The following is a 15,954-nucleotide window of genomic DNA, read 5'->3' on the forward strand; positions in this document are numbered from 1 at the left end:
ATAAGAAAGATCAATCAAAGTGGCAAGCAATTGCCACTCAATTGAATTTAATGAGTTGAGGAGCACAAACTCATGGCTGATAATCAAGCACCAAAAAATATCCAGGATGGTCTAGAGCGCAATATATTTGCAATGTTTCTAGCCACTGCACTGGCGGTATCCATTGCGGGTATTGTTGAAATCGTACCGTTGTTTTATCTAAAATCTGCGGTTGATTACACGGAACAAACCGATAAATACGGTAACGTAAAAAATGAAAAATTTCCTGAATTAGTTTGGGAACGTACCTTTACCGAAGATGAAAATGGCAAGTTAGTTTCAGACAAGAAACTTTACAGCCAGGCCAAAAATGGTAAATGGCAAGTTGCAGACTGGAAGCCAGGTGATGGGGTTCGTCCTTATACGCCTTTAGAGTTGGCTGGTCGTGATTTGTATTTGCGCGAAGGTTGCTATATTTGTCACTCACAAATGATTCGTCCTTTCCGTGATGAGCGTGAACGTTACGGTCATTATTCATTGGCAACAGAATCTATGTACGACCACCCAATGCAATGGGGTTCTAAACGTACCGGCCCAGATTTGGCTCGTTTAGGCGGTAAATATTCTGATGAATGGCAGGTGTTACATTTGTTACGTCCTCAAAGTATGATTCCAGAATCGGTTATGCCTGCGTATCCGTGGCTGGCTGAAACCCTTGTTTCAAAAGACTTCTTTGGTACTGAGCGTGACATGAAAGTTCGCTTATCTGTAATGCGTACGCTAGGCGTGCCTTACACCGATGAAGAAATTGAAAATGCAAACAAAGCCATCGAGGGTTACACCGAAATGGATGCCATGGTGGCGTATCTTCAAGTTTTAGGAACGATGGTTAAGCTGGATGACAGCAAAACATATCGTCAATAACCTATGAGCAAACTTGAACAATATTTCAGTACTGATTGGGCGGCATTAACCACCCATGACTGGGCTGGGTTAATCGTTACAGTATTGGTGTTTTTAGGCATGCTCATCACGTTTGCTTTGGCGTTACGCCCAAGCAAGCGTAAAGAGATGGAGCAAGAAAAATATAAAATACTGAATGATGACTAATTATTCTGAGGAGAATAAATATGGCACAACACAATCCGTGGCCGGATGAAGGCAATACAGGCCACATTTGGGATGAAGACTTACGTGAATTAGACAACCCACCTCCATTATGGTGGATGCTGTCTTTTTACTTCGGTTTTATAATGATTATTTTTACACGCTTTACTACCCAACCATTCCATTAACAGATGGAACGGGTGAGTTTACGAAAGGTATGGCTGGATGGACTCAGGTTGAAGAGTACCAAGATGACTTTACCGTTCTAAAAAACTGGCGTGTTTCTAAGTTTGCAGATAAAGAAGAAAAGCTGGCGGCAATGTCAGTTGAAGACATTCTTAAAGACGAAGAGTTAAAATCTTACGCTGTTGCAACTTCTAAGGTTTTGTTTGGTGATTACTGTGCAGGCTGTCATGCCGCTGGTGGCGCGGGCAATCCTAATTTTCCAATCTTGGCAGACGATGACTGGCTATGGGGTGGAAGTGTTAAGCAGATTGAAACAGCAATGGTTAATGGACGAATTGGTAACATGCCTGCTAAAGGGATGATGGGCAATTTGTCTGAGCAAGAGATGCAAGATGTAACCGATTATGTAATGGCGTTGTCTGAAGGCAAAGGCGAAGATGTCGCGTTTACTGCAGGTAAAGCGGCTTACACTAAAGGTATGTGTTTAGCATGTCATGGTCCTGCTGGTAAGCCTTTGGCTCCTACTGGATCGGCTAACTTGACAGACCAAGTTTGGCGTTTTACAGGCCTTCCAGGTGCTGACTTGCGTACTGAAGCTTATAACACCATTGCATATGGCGTAAATGTTAAGAAAGATGGTCAGTATATTGCGGGTACACGTCAAGCATACATGCCTTCTTTTAAAGAGCGTTTGCCTGATGCTGATGTCAACATTAAACGCTTAGCAATTTATGTTCACGCGTTAGGTGGCGGTCAGTAATGACCAGCAAGTTGTCAATTTAAGTTGTTATATTCAAAGGGAGAGCAGAAATGTTCTCCTTTTTGATTTTAAAAGCAGTTAGAACTTGATTTTAATCAAGTTTGAGGAGTATGAAATGAACGAATTAAATAATGATTTTGTATTGTGGATTTCTTTAGGTGCCTTGGTACTGTCCATCGTTTCATTAGTCGCTTTTGCTTGGAAAGCCACTCGTGGTATTGAAGGTCTTGAAAAAGACGATAAATCAAAAGAATAAAATAAGTGGTAAACACATTATTTTTATAAGATAGGCTTAACCAAGGTTAGGCCTATTTTTTTTTATAAAGCTCAATAAAAAGATTAGCTTATGCGATGTGTTATTTTTTTATACAATGCCCCGGATAATTCGCAAAGATAAGGATTCTTTAAATGTCAGCTGAAATGAATGAGTCGAAAGATAAGAAAGATTTATATCGCGACAATCATCAAACGGGTTCGGTACTCGATACCATGAACACCAGTAACAAAAATCTTGAGAACATTGGTGTAGAAATTTTACCGATTCATACAGGTGGTACTGTTCATGCAAAGCGCATGCCTGGTATGTTTCGTACGGTTAAATGGATAACGGCCTCGTTGTGGATTGCATTATTTTTAGGCCCTTATTTGCGATGGGATGGCCATCAGGCTTTGTTATTTGATTTAGGTAATCGTCAGTTTCATATTTTTGGTCTAACCATCTTGCCGCAAGACATTTGGATTCTAGCAATGATACTGCTGTTTTTTTCATTGTTATTAGCGGCCTCAACAGCTATTGCTGGGCGTTTATGGTGCGGGTATTTTTGCTTTCATACCGTTTGGACTGATGTGTTTACTTGGATTGAAGAAAAGTTAGAAGGGCAACCTAATAAGCGTATTAAGCTTGATGAATCACCGATGAGTCTTGAAAAGATTAAGGTGAAAATTCCAAAACATATTATTTGGGGTTTTATTGGTTTTATGACCGCCTTTAGCTTTGTCGCCTATTTTGTAGACGCTATTGATTTATGGACGCGATTATTTGCATTTGAATGGAGTTCGACCGAAACATCTATTATTTTGATTTTAGGCGCGGCTACCTACTTTTTTGCTGGTATTTTGCGTGAGCAGACCTGTATTGGTTTTTGTCCTTACGCACGTATTCAGGGTGCAATGATTGATACTCAAACGGTTGTTCCAACATACGACGTTGAAAGAGGTGAGCCGCGTGGGCGTATGAAGCGAGCTAAACCTGGTGAAGAAGTTGAAGCATTGGGTGATTGTATTGATTGTAATTTATGTGTAGCAGTTTGCCCAACGGGGGTGGATATTCGCCGTGGCCAGCAATTTGGCTGTATTACCTGCGGTTTGTGCATTGACGCTTGCGATTCGGTAATGGAAAAAATTAAAAAACCTAAGGGTTTAATTCGCTATGCTTCATTGGCGGAATTTGGTGGACTTGTGTTGCCACCCGTTTGGAAACGTCCAAGGGTATTGGTATACACAGGCATTATGACTTTTGCCGCTTTGGCTATGGTATGGGGATTATTAACGATGTCGCCCATTGATGTTAAAGCGTTGCATGAACGTTCACCGTTGTATGTACAGATGAGTGATGGCAATATTCAAAATAAATGGACTATTAAAGTCGTAAATAAAAGCAATTTTCCGATGTTGGCTGAGATAACGGTTGAAGGCCCTGAAGGAATGACTTTTGTCGCAGATAAAGTCATTAATGTATCACCAGGCAATGTTGGAGCAACCACTTTATTGGTGCGAATTCCTAAAAAATCATTAAAAGACAGTCGGATTCCTCTGAAAATTAATGTTGTTGACTTGAATAATCCGAGTATTCGTTCAACTTATGATAGTGATTTTTTAGGACCACCAGTACCTTAAAAATATAGGCTTAACCGCATGAAGAAAGACAGTGTATTTTTAGGTTATAGACCTATTAAATACTCTGTTTGCAATAAAGACTTTAAGCTTAAATCCTGTTTTGTACATACGCTATAATAAAGCCCTTTTTTAAGGGCTTTTTTTTTCCTTAACCATTGATTGGAGCAACACCATGGCATTAGAAGATATTTCGCAGTTTGAAACCAAGCCCAAAAAAGATATGCGTGATTGGAGCGTAGCGTGGAAAAACCCATTTATTATTGGTTGGGCGGTTATCCTAACGGTTGTGTTAACCGTTAACTTTTTTATGGTAAGTATGGCTATTGTCACAAATCCAGGCCTGGTCATTGATGATTTTACGAACAGGGTAAAAACATGGATGAGCTCCTGGCTAAAAACAAAAAAATGGAAGAGATGGGTTGGCAGTTAAAAACTGAACTGCCGGTTTTGCTAGAAGGTAAAGCAGACACCGTGACCTTGCAAGTTTTAGACAAACAAAATCAGCCTATGGCCGTAGACAATGCTATTTTGTATTTTTACCGCCCATCTGACCGCAAGCTGGATGGTCAATTGCAATTAACGGCGGTAGAAGGTGAGTTGGGCGCATTTAGCGCACCGATTAGCTTTCCGTTAAAAGGTAAGTGGGATTTAATAATGGAGGTTACCCAGGGCGAGTTAGTCTTTAATATGGGGCGTTCTATTATGGTTAAAGATCCAGAGTAATTTATGATTCATCAGGCCTGCTTTCATTGTGGACAAGCGATACCCGAAGGGGATTTAATTCTTAAACCCATAGAGGGCGTTACTCGTCCTTTTTGTTGCCACGGCTGTGCCTCGGTTTGTGAAGTGATTTATGAGGCTGGTATGCAAAGTTTTTACCAGCGTACCCCCGATGGCGAATTGCTGTCGCCTCCGCCTCCGCCCAATAAAGAGGTCGATTTTTACGACTACGATGAAGTGCAATCGCAATACGTGGGTGATTTAAGCAGTCGCCGTGAAATTACCTTAATGTCCGAAGCCATTCATTGCGCCGCCTGTGTTTGGTTAATAGAACACACTATGGCGAAAGTCGATGGGGTATTGTTGGCCGCCGTTAACTTTACCAATAAGCAAATTAAAATTCGCTGGAATAATGACAAACTAAAATTGTCAGACATTATTAAAAAACTCAACAGCATTGGGTATGACGCCACACCTTACGATGCAACAAGCAGTCAAAACGCTTACAAAAAAGCCAACCGCGACTTACTTTATCGGCTGGGATTTGCTGGGTTTGCGATGATGAATGTGATGTGGTTTTCAATTGCGTTGTACAGCGGTGCCGCAGAAGACCAAGAGTTTAGACACTATTTTCATTGGCTGATGTTGGTGGTGGCGACTGTAACCCTGGCGTATTCGGGTCAACCTTTTTTAAAAGGGGCTTACACCTCTTTAAAAGCCCGTTCGGTCGGTATGGACGTATCCATTAGTCTGGGTATGCTCACCACCTATTTTTATTCAATGTGGGTAACACTTCACCCAGAACATGTGGGCGAGGTTTATTTTGATACGCTGATTGATTTTATGTTTTTGCTGCTTATTGGTCGCTATTTTGAGGCAATATCCAAAAATAAAGCGGTTGATGCATCGCGTCGTTTGATGGAGTTACAACCCAAAGTAGCGCGATTGTCGCAAGACGGAGAACAGAAAATTGTTCCGGTTCGCAGTCTGTTAAAAGGCCAGGACATTGTAGTGAAGCCAGGCGATAAGTTTCCGGTAGACGGCAAAGTGGTAAGCGGTCAGGGCATGGTAAACGAGGCGATGCTCAGTGGCGAGTCGCGTGAAATAACGAAAAGTTTAGGCGATACAGTGTCGGCAGGCACCCTTAACATCGACGGTAATTTGTTGGTGGAAGTGGTGGCTATTTTACAAGACACTAAGTTGGGTAAAATCGTCCACTTGGTTGAAGAAGCACAAGGCTCTAAAGCGCCAATTCAATGTACGGCCGACAAAATTATGCCTTGGTTTGTCACCGTTACCATCACTTTAGCGGTGATGAGTTTTGCCTATTGGTTTTTTAATGCCGGCATTGAAACAGCTATTATGACCGGTACTGCGGTGCTGATTATTACCTGCCCTTGTGCATTTGGTTTGGCTACACCTATGGCCATCGCGGTGGCCTCTGGCGTTTCGGCGCGCTTTGGTATTTTAATTAAAAACGGTGCGGTGTTAGAAACCCTAAATGGGGTAGACCACTTTGTTTTTGATAAAACCGGAACCCTAACGTTAGGTGAAATGCGGGTCACCGATTTTGTCTGGGCTGACCCAGCTATGGCGCAAAATAAAGCATTAGAACAAGCTAACCTGCTGGCACTGGCTTCAGTTGAGCATCAATCCGAACACAGTTTGGCGGTGGCGGTAGCGCGTGCGGTTAAAGAACGCTATCAACTTAATGCACAAGACTGGTTGGCAGTAGAGGCGTTTAAAGCATTACCTGGCAAAGGCGTGCAAGGTACGATAGACGCAACGCTTTGGCAAATCGGCACGGCTAAATGGCTTGATAGTTTGGCGTTGACTCTGCCGGAAGTCTTGCGCATTGAGGCCGATTTTCATGCACAACAAGGTCATACTGCTATTTGGGCGGCCTGTGCGGGGCAAGTGATTGGCGTATTGTTTTTAGAAGACGCTCTACGCCCTGAGGCCAATGAATTGATTCGTCGTCTCAAGGCTAAAGGTAAGCAGGTTACGTTGCTTAGCGGTGATTTAGAGGTTGTCGCTCAACGTGTTGCAGATGCATTGGGCGGTATGCAGGTGATTGCGGAAGTGTTACCCGAAGATAAAAATCAGGTGATTCGTGATTTGCAAGCGCGTGGTCAAAGAGTCGCCATGATTGGCGATGGCATTAATGATGCACCGGCGCTGGTGCGCGCTGATGTTGGTATTGCTTTGGGTTCGGGCACTGATGTGTCAATGGACAGTGCGGACATTGTGCTCATGAACAGTGATTTAATGGCCGTCAATACTGCAGTCGAGTTGTCGGCGCGCACCCTTAGAACGGTTAAGCAAAACATCGCCAGCTCAATTGCTTACAATATTATTATGGTGCCATTGGCAATGGCGGGCATGCTAACTCCACTTATGGCGGCCATCACCATGCCGTTAAGCAGTTTGGTGGTGATTGGTAACGCTGCACGCATACGCAACTTTTTTAGCGTTAAGGCCAATAAACGCAGAGGTGGAGAGTCGTAATGGACGTGATTTATGGATTGATTCCAATGATGCTTATTTTTGGATTTTTAGTGGTGGTGGTGTTTATTTGGATGGCCAAATCGGGGCAGTTTGATGACATGGACGGTGCGGCTAATCGAATTTTTATGGAAGATGAGTATCCTAAAGAGCGTAGCTCAAATGCGTCTAACGCAACAAAAGAACTTAAACCCCAAGAAACTTCAAATCATGCAAAAGTTTCTTCGGGCGAAGAAGCGCATCAAGCGTCGGCAAGAAACGAAGAAGACCTAAAAAAATAAGCGTTTCCCTAAGCCTTAATACACTAAAAGCATGTTGTAAAGTAAGCTAAAAAGAGATCGGTTGTTTTAAAAAAATTTACTCGACGGCTTAAAATACCAACTTTTTAGTGCTTGATTTTCTTTAAAAAGAACGTCAATTCTAGATAAATTTAAACAAGACTAAATAAACCAACTTGACCAGGCCTGGTCAAGTCTTGTATCTGCTCTTTAACGTTGTTTAAGCGAGTATTGCAAGGCTTCTGGCCCTTCTTGATCCACTATCAACTCCAACCCTAGCTTTTCATAATACCAGTGCGGAAGATTGTCAGATAAGACTTCTATGCGGTCAGGTTGGCCAAAACGCATGTCAATGGCGCGTTCTGAAAGATGTTTTTGTGGTATTAGCGTAACACTTAAAAATGTGCTGTCTAAAAAACCAAACGTATCTACATTAGACAGCTCCACTTCACGACTGCCCGAAGGGGTAAGGGTAATTTTTTACCACGTTGAAACGCTTCCTCTAATTGAGTTTCCGAGGCGTTCAAGCGTAACGCTAACGCGCCTTTAATTGAGCCAATGTACACAACTGGAAAATACGCTTCGGCGCTTTTACGTGTCTGATCGACGTTGTCGGTAAACAATTTAATTTCAACGTCTTTACCATACAGTTTCATGGCTTCGCGTAATGTCGTAACGTTGGGCTTGAGTCCTAAAGCATGCAATTGGCCTTGCTCATCTATGTGCGCGTTCCAAGGCAAGTGGCTGGCATCAACGGCATCGCGCTCGGGCTGAATAAATACCATGAGTGACAAGGCTACAATCGAACCAATAAAGACCAACCAAAACATGGGTAAACGCTTTTTACTGGTAACGGGTTTGTTCACTTTTGCGCGTCCTGCGACTTGGTATGATCCAATGAGATTTCATCTTGACCAACACCCAGCGGAACATTAGACGTTGCAGTACGTGGCAGATGTTTTTCGATGGCAGGATCCATAATGCCTTTGCCAGCGTCGTACACAGAAATCCCAGTTTGCATAAAGGTAATCAGTACGGCAACAAAAATAACCACCGCTGCAAAGCGGATGGTAATAATTTCACCTAGGTTTGTTTGGCTGTTATCGGTTGAGAAGTTGTTCATTGAAAAACCGCCCGGAAAAATCATATCAATAACGCTGTAAATGGCCACCATCGCAAGAGCCACGGCGTAACTCAATAATAAAATTCGCCCTCGGCGCCATGCTAACAGCCAATGTGCTGCCACAAACCAGCTGTCTTGTTGTGCGGTTTGATTTTTTCGGTAATACAAATAACCAATGACCATGCTTGAAACCAGCGGCACCAATAAAAGTTCTAGAGTTTGCCCAATTTCGAGCACAATCATTGACATAAATAAATGGGTTATGATGATGTTAATGTTAAAAATATGGTGCGGCGTTTTAGCGGCAGAAGTCTCTGCTGGAGTAACTTGATAATGCATGCGGGTTCTCGGTTTAAAGCGTAAAAATAAGTTTAAATCAGTGTAAATGGGTCATTGTGTGAAAAGGTGCGGTTGATAAAATCAACGACAATACTAAAATAGTTGTAACCCTAGATTGTTCTAGAATGTGTTTATGTAAGAAGATAAAAATTGATTTACCTCGCGATTTTCAATGTTAATTTGCGCAAACAACTCTTTAGATTGGGCATTGATTGTGCCTTCTTTGGCTAGTTTTTCAAGTTGCTGACACGTTACGGGTAATTGAACAGCGCCAATGTTAGCCGAGCTGCCTTTAAGCGTGTGAGCATGTAGTTGCAAGTTTGCAGCGTTTTCCATAGTAATGGCCGTACTGATTTTTTGAATTAAATCAGGCGTTGTCTCCAAATAGCTTTGTAAGATGTCTTTTAGGTCATCACCAATGACTTCCTTAAGCATTTCTAAATTACTGACATCAACAGGCGTAGCCATGGCGGTTCCTTATTATTAAATTTATATAAATTTCGTGTTTAAGACGATGAGACCTTTGCACGAGTGAGGTGCGAGAAAAAAATGAGGAAAAATTTGCCAGATTGCGGCGAAAAACGCAGTGAATAGCTGGCTATTCGCAAGGTTTTCAACAAAAATGAGGTAAATTTTAGCCATTTTTTACCGTGCCTTGACTCGTGCAATGGTCTCACGATGGTTGTGTGTGCTGGTTTTTGACTAACCAGTCATAAAATTCTGGCGCGGGCATGGGTCTGCCGAATTTAAAGCCTTGAAAAATATCGCAATGTTTTGATTGCAAAAAACTAACCTGAGCATCCGATTCAATGCCTTCTGCTACGACTTCTAGATTTAAACTTTCGGCCATTGCAATAATGGTTCGAGCAATAGCTTGGCCTTCAGGGTTGCCTAAGTTCATTACAAACGAACGGTCAATTTTGATGGTGTCAATCGGAAAGCTGTGCAAATACGCCAATGATGAATAACCCGTACCAAAATCATCAATTGAGATAGACACTCCCATGGCTTTTAAGCCTTTGAGGATGTTTATATTTTTTTCGGCATCGCTCATGGCCAAGCTTTCGGTAATTTCTAAATCGATGAATTTGGCTGGCAGAGGATTATGATCTAACACACGTTGCACATCTGCCATTAAGTTGGACTGGGTAAATTGTCGACCAGATAAGTTAATGCCAATGCGTAACTGATTAAAGCCTTGTTCATGCCATTTAAGCGTTTGTTTAATCGCAGTGCTTAAGACGAAATGACCAATGTCGACAATTAACCCGGTGCTTTCAGCAATGGGAATAAATGTAACGGGAGAGACAATTCCTAATACGGGATGACGCCAACGTACCAAAGCTTCTGAGCCACAGGCCAATAGGGTTTTAGCGTCGACTTGAGGTTGGTAAAAAACTTCAATTTCACCGTTGTCCAGCGCGCGGCGTAAATCGTTTTCAAGTAATAATAACTCTTTAGCCTCAGCGTTCATCTCGGCGCGGTAAAATTCAAACTGATTTCCACCCTTAGATTTAGCCACTGCACGCGCAATATTAGCGTGATTTATAAGGGTTTCGGCATTGTGTGCGTCGTCGGGATAAACTGAAAGTCCAATGCTGAAACCAATAAATAACTCTTGTTTTTGCACAATAAACGGTGCTTTTAAATCAAATACAATACGATTGATTAAAAGGTTTAATTCATTTATGTCGGCAAGATTTTTGATATGAATAGCAAATTCATCGCTGCCTAAGCGCGCTACAAAGTCCGAATCACGCGTAATGCGTTTTAAGCGTTGAGCCAATGAGATAAGTAAACTGTCGCCTTTATCTTGGCCTAAATTATCATTGATATGCTTAAAACGATCGATATCAAAAATAATGACCGCCGTGAGTTTTTCGGCGAGCTCATCTTGGAGCGCGGTTTGTAAAACTTGACTAAAGGTTGAGCGGTTAGGCAGTTCGGTGAGTGCATCGTGGTGCGATTGAAAATCGATGATGCTTTCAGCACGATGCAAGCGGCTTATGTCCTGCGCAGAGCCAGTTATTTTAAGGACACTGCCATCACTGCTATAGGTTACTTCACCTAAGCATTCTATATGAGCGATATTGCCATCATGGTGCAAAACCCTAAAGCTAATTTGAAGATGCGATTGTCCTTGCGTGGCTTCACCCATTGCTTGATGAATCAGCGGTAAGTCTTTAGGCATAATGTGGGCTAAAAACTGTTCAAGGTTAATGCCAGGTTGATTGGGTACGCCAAATAAATTAAAAGCAGAGCTTGAACCAGAAACTTCATCATTAGGCGCATCCCACTCCCAATAACCCAGTTTAGCGAGTTTTTGGGCGTATGCCAGTTGAGCTTGACTGCTGCGCAGCTGGTCTTCTATTAAAGAAGAGCGAATGGCGTATTTAACACGTTGACCTAACAGCCCCCAGTTGATGGGTTTGGTAACAAAGTCGGTTGCACCGGCGTCAAACGCTTGGTCGATTGAGCCAATGTCGTCAAGTGCCGTCAGCATTAAAATAGGTACGGCACGATTTTGCTCGTAATTACGAATGGCTTGGGTTGCTTTAAAGCCATCCATTACCGGCATCATAACGTCCATAAGCACTAAGTTGGGCTGATGTTGAATATAAAGCGAAAAGCCTTCACTGCCATTAGTGGCTTCGATGATTTGATAGCCAGATTTGCTTAATACCTTTGACAAGGTCATGCGGGTGACCACGTCGTCGTCGACAATTAGGATAAGCGGGGCTTTTTCAGATGAATTTAACATGGCTCTCTGTGGTAAGTACGCAATTTAGGCCTAGTTTATAGGCTTTGGCACAAAAGTTAAACAGATATTTTGCCTAAGACAAAATCATCTGTTGCCTGAATAAGGGCGGCAGCAATTTCGGGTTCCATTGCAGAATGCCCAGCGTGTTCGCAAATGGTCATATTTGCTTTGGGTAAGGTCGCTTTAAGCTCAAAGGCTTGGTTAATAGGACAAACCATATCGTACCGCCCATGAATGATGTAAATAGGTAAGTGTTTAAGGCTTTGAGAGTGTTCTAGAATTTGATTGTCTTCAATAAACGACTGGTGAAAGAAGTAGTGACATTCAATACGCGCCATAGCCAAGGCATGAAACGGGTCGCCAAAATGACTCACAATGCCGCTGTTGGCTTTTAAGGTAGACGTGCGGCCTTCCCAAATGGACCAGGCCTCAGCAGCACGCATGCGAGCAATTTCATCATGTCCCGTCAGCACCTCGTGATAAGCGTTAATAAGTTGGTTGTGTTTTTCGGGTGCGATGGGGGCAATAAAGTCAGGCCAATAGTCGGGGTAAAATCGATTGGCACCGCTTTGATAAAACCAGTCTACATCTTGCTGCCGACACAAAAAAATGCCGCGTAAAATTAAGCCGAGTATTCTTTCTGGGTAGGCTTGTGCATACAAGAGTGACAGTGTTGACCCCCATGAACCGCCAAACAATGCCCATTTGTCTATGCCTAACAAACGACGAATTTTTTCTATGTCTTCAATTAAGTGTGCGGTGGTATTGTTGGTTAAGCTGGCGTGTGGGCGTGATTTGCCACAGCCACGCTGGTCAAACAACACAATACGATAGTGTTGCGGGTTAAAAAACTGCCGATGAATGGGGCTGTAACCACCGCCAGGACCGCCGTGTACAAATAATATAGGAACGCCCAGTGGATTGCCGCACTCTTCTAAATGCAAAATGTGCGTGCTGTCCACCTGCAAGCTGTGTTGTGCATAGGGTTCAATGGGTGGGTAAAGCGGTGATTTGAGCATGGTGTGATTCCTAAACCATAATAGGTGTTTTAGAACGCGTTCAACAAATATCAAAAATACGCCATTCTTAGCCACCTGGCAACTGCAAAGCCAAATTGTTTGGTGACTTTCTTAAATTTTGGCCAAAAAAAACCGGCTATAATGCCGGTTTAACAGGTTGATTGTCTTTTTAAACCTAACCAGGCCTGGTTAAGGTCTGGAAAGCGTTAAAAGAGTGTTTGCCCATTATTTTTTCTAGTTTTTAATCTTTGTTACGTGAAAACTTTTTACGATCGTTTTCAGTCAAATATTTCTTACGAATACGCACGCTTAAAGGCGTGACTTCAACCAATTCATCGTCATCGATAAATTCAAGTGCTTGCTCTAAGGTAAAACGAATTGGCGGTACTAAAGTAAGCGCTTCGTCGGTTCCAGAGGCACGCATGTTGGTTAACTGCTTACCTTTTAACGGGTTAACCGTTAAATCGTTTGAACGTGAGTGCAAACCAACAATCATCCCTTCATACGCGTCTTCACCGTGACCAATGTACAGACGACCACGATCTTGCAAACCAAATAAAGCAAATGCTAACGCTTTACCTGTACCGTTAGAAATTAGCACACCGTTTTGACGGTCGCCTAAGTTACCAGTAAATTTAGGTCCGTAATGCGAGAAGCTTGAGAAAATTAATCCGTTACCTTGAGTAGCGGTCATAAACTCGGTTCTAAAACCAATTAAACCACGTGAAGGAATAATAAAGTCGATGCGCACACGACCGTGACCGTCCATGACCATGTCTTGCATTTCGGCTTTACGCATGCCTAATCTTTCCATAATAGTCCCTTGAGACTCTTCTGGTACGTCAACGGTTAGGTTTTCGTAAGGTTCATGAGTTTGGCCATCTACTTCACGGAAGATTACTTCTGGACGAGAAATGCCCATTTCGTAGCCTTCACGACGCATGTTTTCAATTAATACTGAAAGGTGAAGTTCACCACGACCCGAAACGCGGAACTTGTTGGCGTCTTCTAGTTCTTCAACGCGTAATGCTACGTTGGTTAGAAGTTCTTTGTCCAAACGCTCACGAATTTGACGTGAAGTAAGTAACTTACCTTCTTTGCCCACAAATGGAGAGTCGTTGACTTGGAAGGTCATGCTCACAGTTGGGCGATCTACTACTAATGGCGGCAGTGCTTCAGGGTGATTAAGGTCGCATAAAGTGTCAGAGATATACAAAGGATCTAAGCCAGAAAACGCAATGATATCGCCGGCATGGGCTTCGTCAACATTGTATTTTTCTAGGCCAAGGTAACCAAAGATTTCAGCAATTTTACCACGACGTACTTTACCTTCAGTGTCCACAACGCTAACGGTCATACCAGCTTGCACAGCACCACGTTTAATACGTCCGGTACCAATAACGCCTTTATATGTGTCGTAATCTAATGCAATGCATTGCATCTGGAATGGACCTGTTAAGTCTACGTCAGGTGATGGCACAACATCGACGATCATTTGGAAGATAGGCTCCATAGTCCCTTCACGAACATCACTGTCTAAACCAGAAAAACCATTTAAACCTGATGCGTAAATAACTTGAAAGTCCATCTGTTCGTCAGTAGCGCCTAAACGGTCAAATAGGTCAAAAGTTTGGTCTAGTACCCAGTCAGGACGTGCGCCTGGACGGTCAACTTTGTTAATGACTACGATTGGCTTTAAGCCTTGTTTTAGGGCTTTTTCGGTAACAAAACGGGTTTGTGGCATTGGGCCTTCAACCGAGTCAACCAATAATAATACTGAATCAACCATCGATAGAATACGTTCTACTTCACCACCAAAGTCGGCGTGGCCTGGGGTGTCTACGATATTGATGCGGTAACCGTTCCAGTTAACGGCGGTGTTTTTTGCCAGGATGGTGATACCACGCTCTTTTTCAATATCATTAGAGTCCATCATGCGCTCAGAAGTTTGATTGCGCGTATTTTCAAACGTACCAGACTGTTTTAAAAGTTGGTCAACAAGGGTAGTCTTACCATGGTCAACGTGGGCTATGATAGCAATATTGCGGATATGATCGGTTTTCATCCAGGAGTCTCTAATGATTTAAAAAGGGGCATTATAATGTATCTGCAAACGCTAAATACAAAATTATGATTATTTTCATTAGTTTATTGTGGATGGGGTTTTGCAACAACGCTTTGTTTGCGACAGCCCGTTAAGGTATGGGAGGGATATTGTCTTGTGTTGTCTTAATCTTGTCTTAATCTTGTCTTAAAGTGGGCATAATGTCGCCTTATTTTGGGTTTTGAGCAATAAAACTTTGCAGTACGCCATAGGCCATTGTGCCGAGCAGTAAGCCCGCCAGGGTAAACAGTGCGCCAATTTTACCTTCGCCCAGCATAGCAGGAACCGTTCCTGGGCATGCTGCGGTCATGGCCCAACCAATGCCAAATAAGAATGCGCCAGTCACTAAACCTTTTTGATAGGGCTTTTTGACAAAATCCACTTCACACCCAGTGCTGATGGCATTAATGTGAAATTTTTGAGCAGCGTCACTCCAATAATGGCCACCACCACTGCAGTGCCAATGACTTTCATTAATTGCATGTCAATAAACAAAAACATCTCTGCGTGGTAATCGTACGTGGTGGCACCCGCTCGGCTCATCAAAAACCCAAAAATAATGCCCATAATGGTGGCTAAAATATTGGTGCGATAGGCGTGGGTAAAGGCGATGCTAGAGAGTTTAAAGCTTTGTAACCAGGGTAATTTGTGCATGATGGTTTTCCGATAAATAATGTTTAAACGTAAAACAGTAAGCGCGTGGTAAAAAATGCACTCATAAAAAATACCGCACCGGCCAATAGGCTGGGTGGGTTAAGCATGGCACCACCCACCAGGGCGTGGCCTGTGGTGCAAGCACCGGCAAGGCGCGCACCAAAGCCCAGCATCATTCCACCAAACATAAGCCACAGTGCTTTGGCGGCATCGGTTTGTGGTAATACCGCCTCGTACATGCCCATGTCAAAGCTCAAGCGCCATGGCTCATCTGAACCTAATGCGCTTAGCAACCCACCCAGCGGAATGCCAATTAAAAACCAGAGCTTGGCATTATTAGGTCGGCTGTATTCGCCTTGTCTGTAAAATGGCACGCGCTTGCACAGTAATCCGCAAATATTGCCATAGCCGGTTGAGCAACCCGCGGGCTTGCCCATGAGCCAAAAGTGCAGTACCACAAATAAGCCTATTGCCAAGCCGCCTATCCAGCCCGACCATACGGTGATTTCCATAAGCGTTCCCT

General features: G+C 43.0%; 20 protein-coding genes. 10 read left to right on the forward strand and 10 right to left on the reverse strand.

What is annotated here, in order from left to right; translation table 11 throughout:
• Window positions 1-72 precede the first annotated feature (72 nt).
• The 10 genes from ccoO (at window position 73) to ccoS (ending at window position 7,434) form a co-directional block, all read left to right on the forward strand.
• Window positions 73-903: a cytochrome-c oxidase, cbb3-type subunit II gene (gene ccoO / locus EP181_RS00895; protein WP_127469990.1), complete on the forward strand. Its 831-nt coding sequence runs from the start codon at window positions 73-75 to the stop codon at window positions 901-903.
• A gap of 3 nt (window positions 904-906) precedes the next feature.
• A complete protein-coding gene (locus EP181_RS00900) occupies window positions 907-1,089 on the forward strand; it encodes a cbb3-type cytochrome c oxidase subunit 3 (protein ID WP_127469991.1) in 183 nt (60 codons plus the stop codon).
• 20 nt (window positions 1,090-1,109) lie between these two features.
• A complete protein-coding gene (locus tag EP181_RS12110) occupies window positions 1,110-1,274 on the forward strand; it encodes a cbb3-type cytochrome c oxidase N-terminal domain-containing protein (RefSeq protein ID WP_232023456.1) in 165 nt (54 codons plus the stop codon).
• Window positions 1,199-2,032, forward strand: a complete 834-nt coding sequence (locus tag EP181_RS00905; protein ID WP_232023457.1) for a c-type cytochrome — start codon at window positions 1,199-1,201, stop codon at window positions 2,030-2,032. Before EP181_RS12110 ends, EP181_RS00905 begins: the two co-directional genes overlap by 76 nt.
• Window positions 2,033-2,147: 115 nt before the next feature.
• A complete protein-coding gene (locus tag EP181_RS11845) occupies window positions 2,148-2,288 on the forward strand; it encodes a hypothetical protein (RefSeq protein ID WP_172959652.1) in 141 nt (46 codons plus the stop codon).
• A gap of 152 nt (window positions 2,289-2,440) precedes the next feature.
• Window positions 2,441-3,928, forward strand: coding sequence for a cytochrome c oxidase accessory protein CcoG (gene ccoG, locus EP181_RS00910; protein WP_232023458.1), 1,488 nt, complete (start codon window positions 2,441-2,443; stop codon window positions 3,926-3,928).
• 172 nt (window positions 3,929-4,100) lie between these two features.
• A complete protein-coding gene (locus tag EP181_RS12115) occupies window positions 4,101-4,358 on the forward strand; it encodes a FixH family protein (protein WP_232023459.1) in 258 nt (85 codons plus the stop codon).
• Window positions 4,304-4,651, forward strand: a complete 348-nt coding sequence (locus tag EP181_RS12120; protein ID WP_232023460.1) for a FixH family protein — start codon at window positions 4,304-4,306, stop codon at window positions 4,649-4,651. Before EP181_RS12115 ends, EP181_RS12120 begins: the two co-directional genes overlap by 55 nt.
• 3 nt (window positions 4,652-4,654) lie before the next feature.
• On the forward strand, window positions 4,655-7,156 hold the full coding sequence (locus EP181_RS00920; protein WP_127469992.1) for a heavy metal translocating P-type ATPase: 2,502 nt from the start codon (window positions 4,655-4,657) through the stop codon (window positions 7,154-7,156).
• Window positions 7,156-7,434, forward strand: a complete 279-nt coding sequence (ccoS, locus tag EP181_RS00925; RefSeq protein ID WP_127469993.1) for a cbb3-type cytochrome oxidase assembly protein CcoS — start codon at window positions 7,156-7,158, stop codon at window positions 7,432-7,434. The genes EP181_RS00920 and ccoS overlap by 1 nt, the downstream gene beginning before the upstream one ends.
• A 207-nt stretch (window positions 7,435-7,641) precedes the next feature.
• Here the strand turns inward: ccoS and EP181_RS00930 are convergent, their stop codons facing one another.
• The 10 genes from EP181_RS00930 to EP181_RS00970 form a co-directional block, all read right to left on the reverse strand.
• The gene (locus EP181_RS00930) at window positions 7,642-7,878 is read right to left on the reverse strand and encodes a hypothetical protein (protein WP_127469994.1); all 237 of its coding nucleotides are present in this window, start codon (window positions 7,876-7,878) and stop codon (window positions 7,642-7,644) included.
• A complete protein-coding gene (locus EP181_RS00935; protein WP_127469995.1) occupies window positions 7,860-8,297 on the reverse strand; it encodes a hypothetical protein in 438 nt (145 codons plus the stop codon). Before EP181_RS00935 ends, EP181_RS00930 begins: the two co-directional genes overlap by 19 nt.
• Window positions 8,294-8,893: a hypothetical protein gene (locus tag EP181_RS00940; protein ID WP_127469996.1), complete on the reverse strand. Its 600-nt coding sequence runs from the start codon at window positions 8,891-8,893 to the stop codon at window positions 8,294-8,296. Before EP181_RS00940 ends, EP181_RS00935 begins: the two co-directional genes overlap by 4 nt.
• Before the next feature lie 120 nt (window positions 8,894-9,013).
• Entirely contained in the window at window positions 9,014-9,361 is a 348-nt protein-coding gene (locus EP181_RS00945) for an Hpt domain-containing protein (protein WP_127469997.1), read from the reverse strand.
• Between the two features lie 205 nt (window positions 9,362-9,566).
• Window positions 9,567-11,654, reverse strand: a complete 2,088-nt coding sequence (locus EP181_RS00950; RefSeq protein WP_127469998.1) for a two-component system response regulator — start codon at window positions 11,652-11,654, stop codon at window positions 9,567-9,569.
• Between the two features lie 56 nt (window positions 11,655-11,710).
• On the reverse strand, window positions 11,711-12,673 hold the full coding sequence (gene pip, locus EP181_RS00955; RefSeq protein WP_127469999.1) for a prolyl aminopeptidase: 963 nt from the start codon (window positions 12,671-12,673) through the stop codon (window positions 11,711-11,713).
• 241 nt (window positions 12,674-12,914) lie between these two features.
• Window positions 12,915-14,738, reverse strand: coding sequence for a translational GTPase TypA (typA, locus tag EP181_RS00960; protein ID WP_127470000.1), 1,824 nt, complete (start codon window positions 14,736-14,738; stop codon window positions 12,915-12,917).
• Between the two features lie 208 nt (window positions 14,739-14,946).
• The gene (locus EP181_RS12125; RefSeq protein ID WP_232023461.1) at window positions 14,947-15,159 is read right to left on the reverse strand and encodes a DUF6691 family protein; all 213 of its coding nucleotides are present in this window, start codon (window positions 15,157-15,159) and stop codon (window positions 14,947-14,949) included.
• Entirely contained in the window at window positions 15,123-15,431 is a 309-nt protein-coding gene (locus EP181_RS12130) for a hypothetical protein (RefSeq protein WP_232023462.1), read from the reverse strand. The genes EP181_RS12125 and EP181_RS12130 overlap by 37 nt, the downstream gene beginning before the upstream one ends.
• Before the next feature lie 23 nt (window positions 15,432-15,454).
• The gene (locus tag EP181_RS00970; protein WP_127470001.1) at window positions 15,455-15,943 is read right to left on the reverse strand and encodes a YeeE/YedE family protein; all 489 of its coding nucleotides are present in this window, start codon (window positions 15,941-15,943) and stop codon (window positions 15,455-15,457) included.
• Window positions 15,944-15,954: the final 11 nt, after the last annotated feature.

This window comes from Thiomicrorhabdus aquaedulcis, assembly GCF_004001325.1.
GTDB lineage: Bacteria > Pseudomonadota > Gammaproteobacteria > Thiomicrospirales > Thiomicrospiraceae > Thiomicrorhabdus > Thiomicrorhabdus aquaedulcis.

Excerpts from the sequence above, each read along its gene's own strand:
- EP181_RS12130 (WP_232023462.1), bottom strand. The coding sequence starts at position 15,431 with ATGCACAAATTACCCTGGTTACAAAGCTTTAAACTCTCTAGCATCGCC.
- ccoO (WP_127469990.1), top strand. The coding sequence starts at position 73 with ATGGCTGATAATCAAGCACCAAAAAATATCCAGGATGGTCTAGAGCGC.
- EP181_RS00920 (WP_127469992.1), top strand. The coding sequence starts at position 4,655 with ATGATTCATCAGGCCTGCTTTCATTGTGGACAAGCGATACCCGAAGGG.
- ccoG (WP_232023458.1), top strand. The coding sequence starts at position 2,441 with ATGTCAGCTGAAATGAATGAGTCGAAAGATAAGAAAGATTTATATCGC.
- EP181_RS12120 (WP_232023460.1), top strand. The coding sequence starts at position 4,304 with ATGGATGAGCTCCTGGCTAAAAACAAAAAAATGGAAGAGATGGGTTGG.
- EP181_RS00945 (WP_127469997.1), bottom strand. The coding sequence starts at position 9,361 with ATGGCTACGCCTGTTGATGTCAGTAATTTAGAAATGCTTAAGGAAGTC.
- EP181_RS11845 (WP_172959652.1), top strand. The coding sequence starts at position 2,148 with ATGAACGAATTAAATAATGATTTTGTATTGTGGATTTCTTTAGGTGCC.
- pip (WP_127469999.1), bottom strand. The coding sequence starts at position 12,673 with ATGCTCAAATCACCGCTTTACCCACCCATTGAACCCTATGCACAACAC.
- EP181_RS00950 (WP_127469998.1), bottom strand. The coding sequence starts at position 11,654 with ATGTTAAATTCATCTGAAAAAGCCCCGCTTATCCTAATTGTCGACGAC.
- EP181_RS12115 (WP_232023459.1), top strand. The coding sequence starts at position 4,101 with ATGGCATTAGAAGATATTTCGCAGTTTGAAACCAAGCCCAAAAAAGAT.
- EP181_RS00905 (WP_232023457.1), top strand. The coding sequence starts at position 1,199 with ATGGTGGATGCTGTCTTTTTACTTCGGTTTTATAATGATTATTTTTAC.
- EP181_RS00940 (WP_127469996.1), bottom strand. The coding sequence starts at position 8,893 with ATGCATTATCAAGTTACTCCAGCAGAGACTTCTGCCGCTAAAACGCCG.
- typA (WP_127470000.1), bottom strand. The coding sequence starts at position 14,738 with ATGAAAACCGATCATATCCGCAATATTGCTATCATAGCCCACGTTGAC.
- ccoS (WP_127469993.1), top strand. The coding sequence starts at position 7,156 with ATGGACGTGATTTATGGATTGATTCCAATGATGCTTATTTTTGGATTT.
- EP181_RS12110 (WP_232023456.1), top strand. The coding sequence starts at position 1,110 with ATGGCACAACACAATCCGTGGCCGGATGAAGGCAATACAGGCCACATT.
- EP181_RS00970 (WP_127470001.1), bottom strand. The coding sequence starts at position 15,943 with ATGGAAATCACCGTATGGTCGGGCTGGATAGGCGGCTTGGCAATAGGC.
- EP181_RS00900 (WP_127469991.1), top strand. The coding sequence starts at position 907 with ATGAGCAAACTTGAACAATATTTCAGTACTGATTGGGCGGCATTAACC.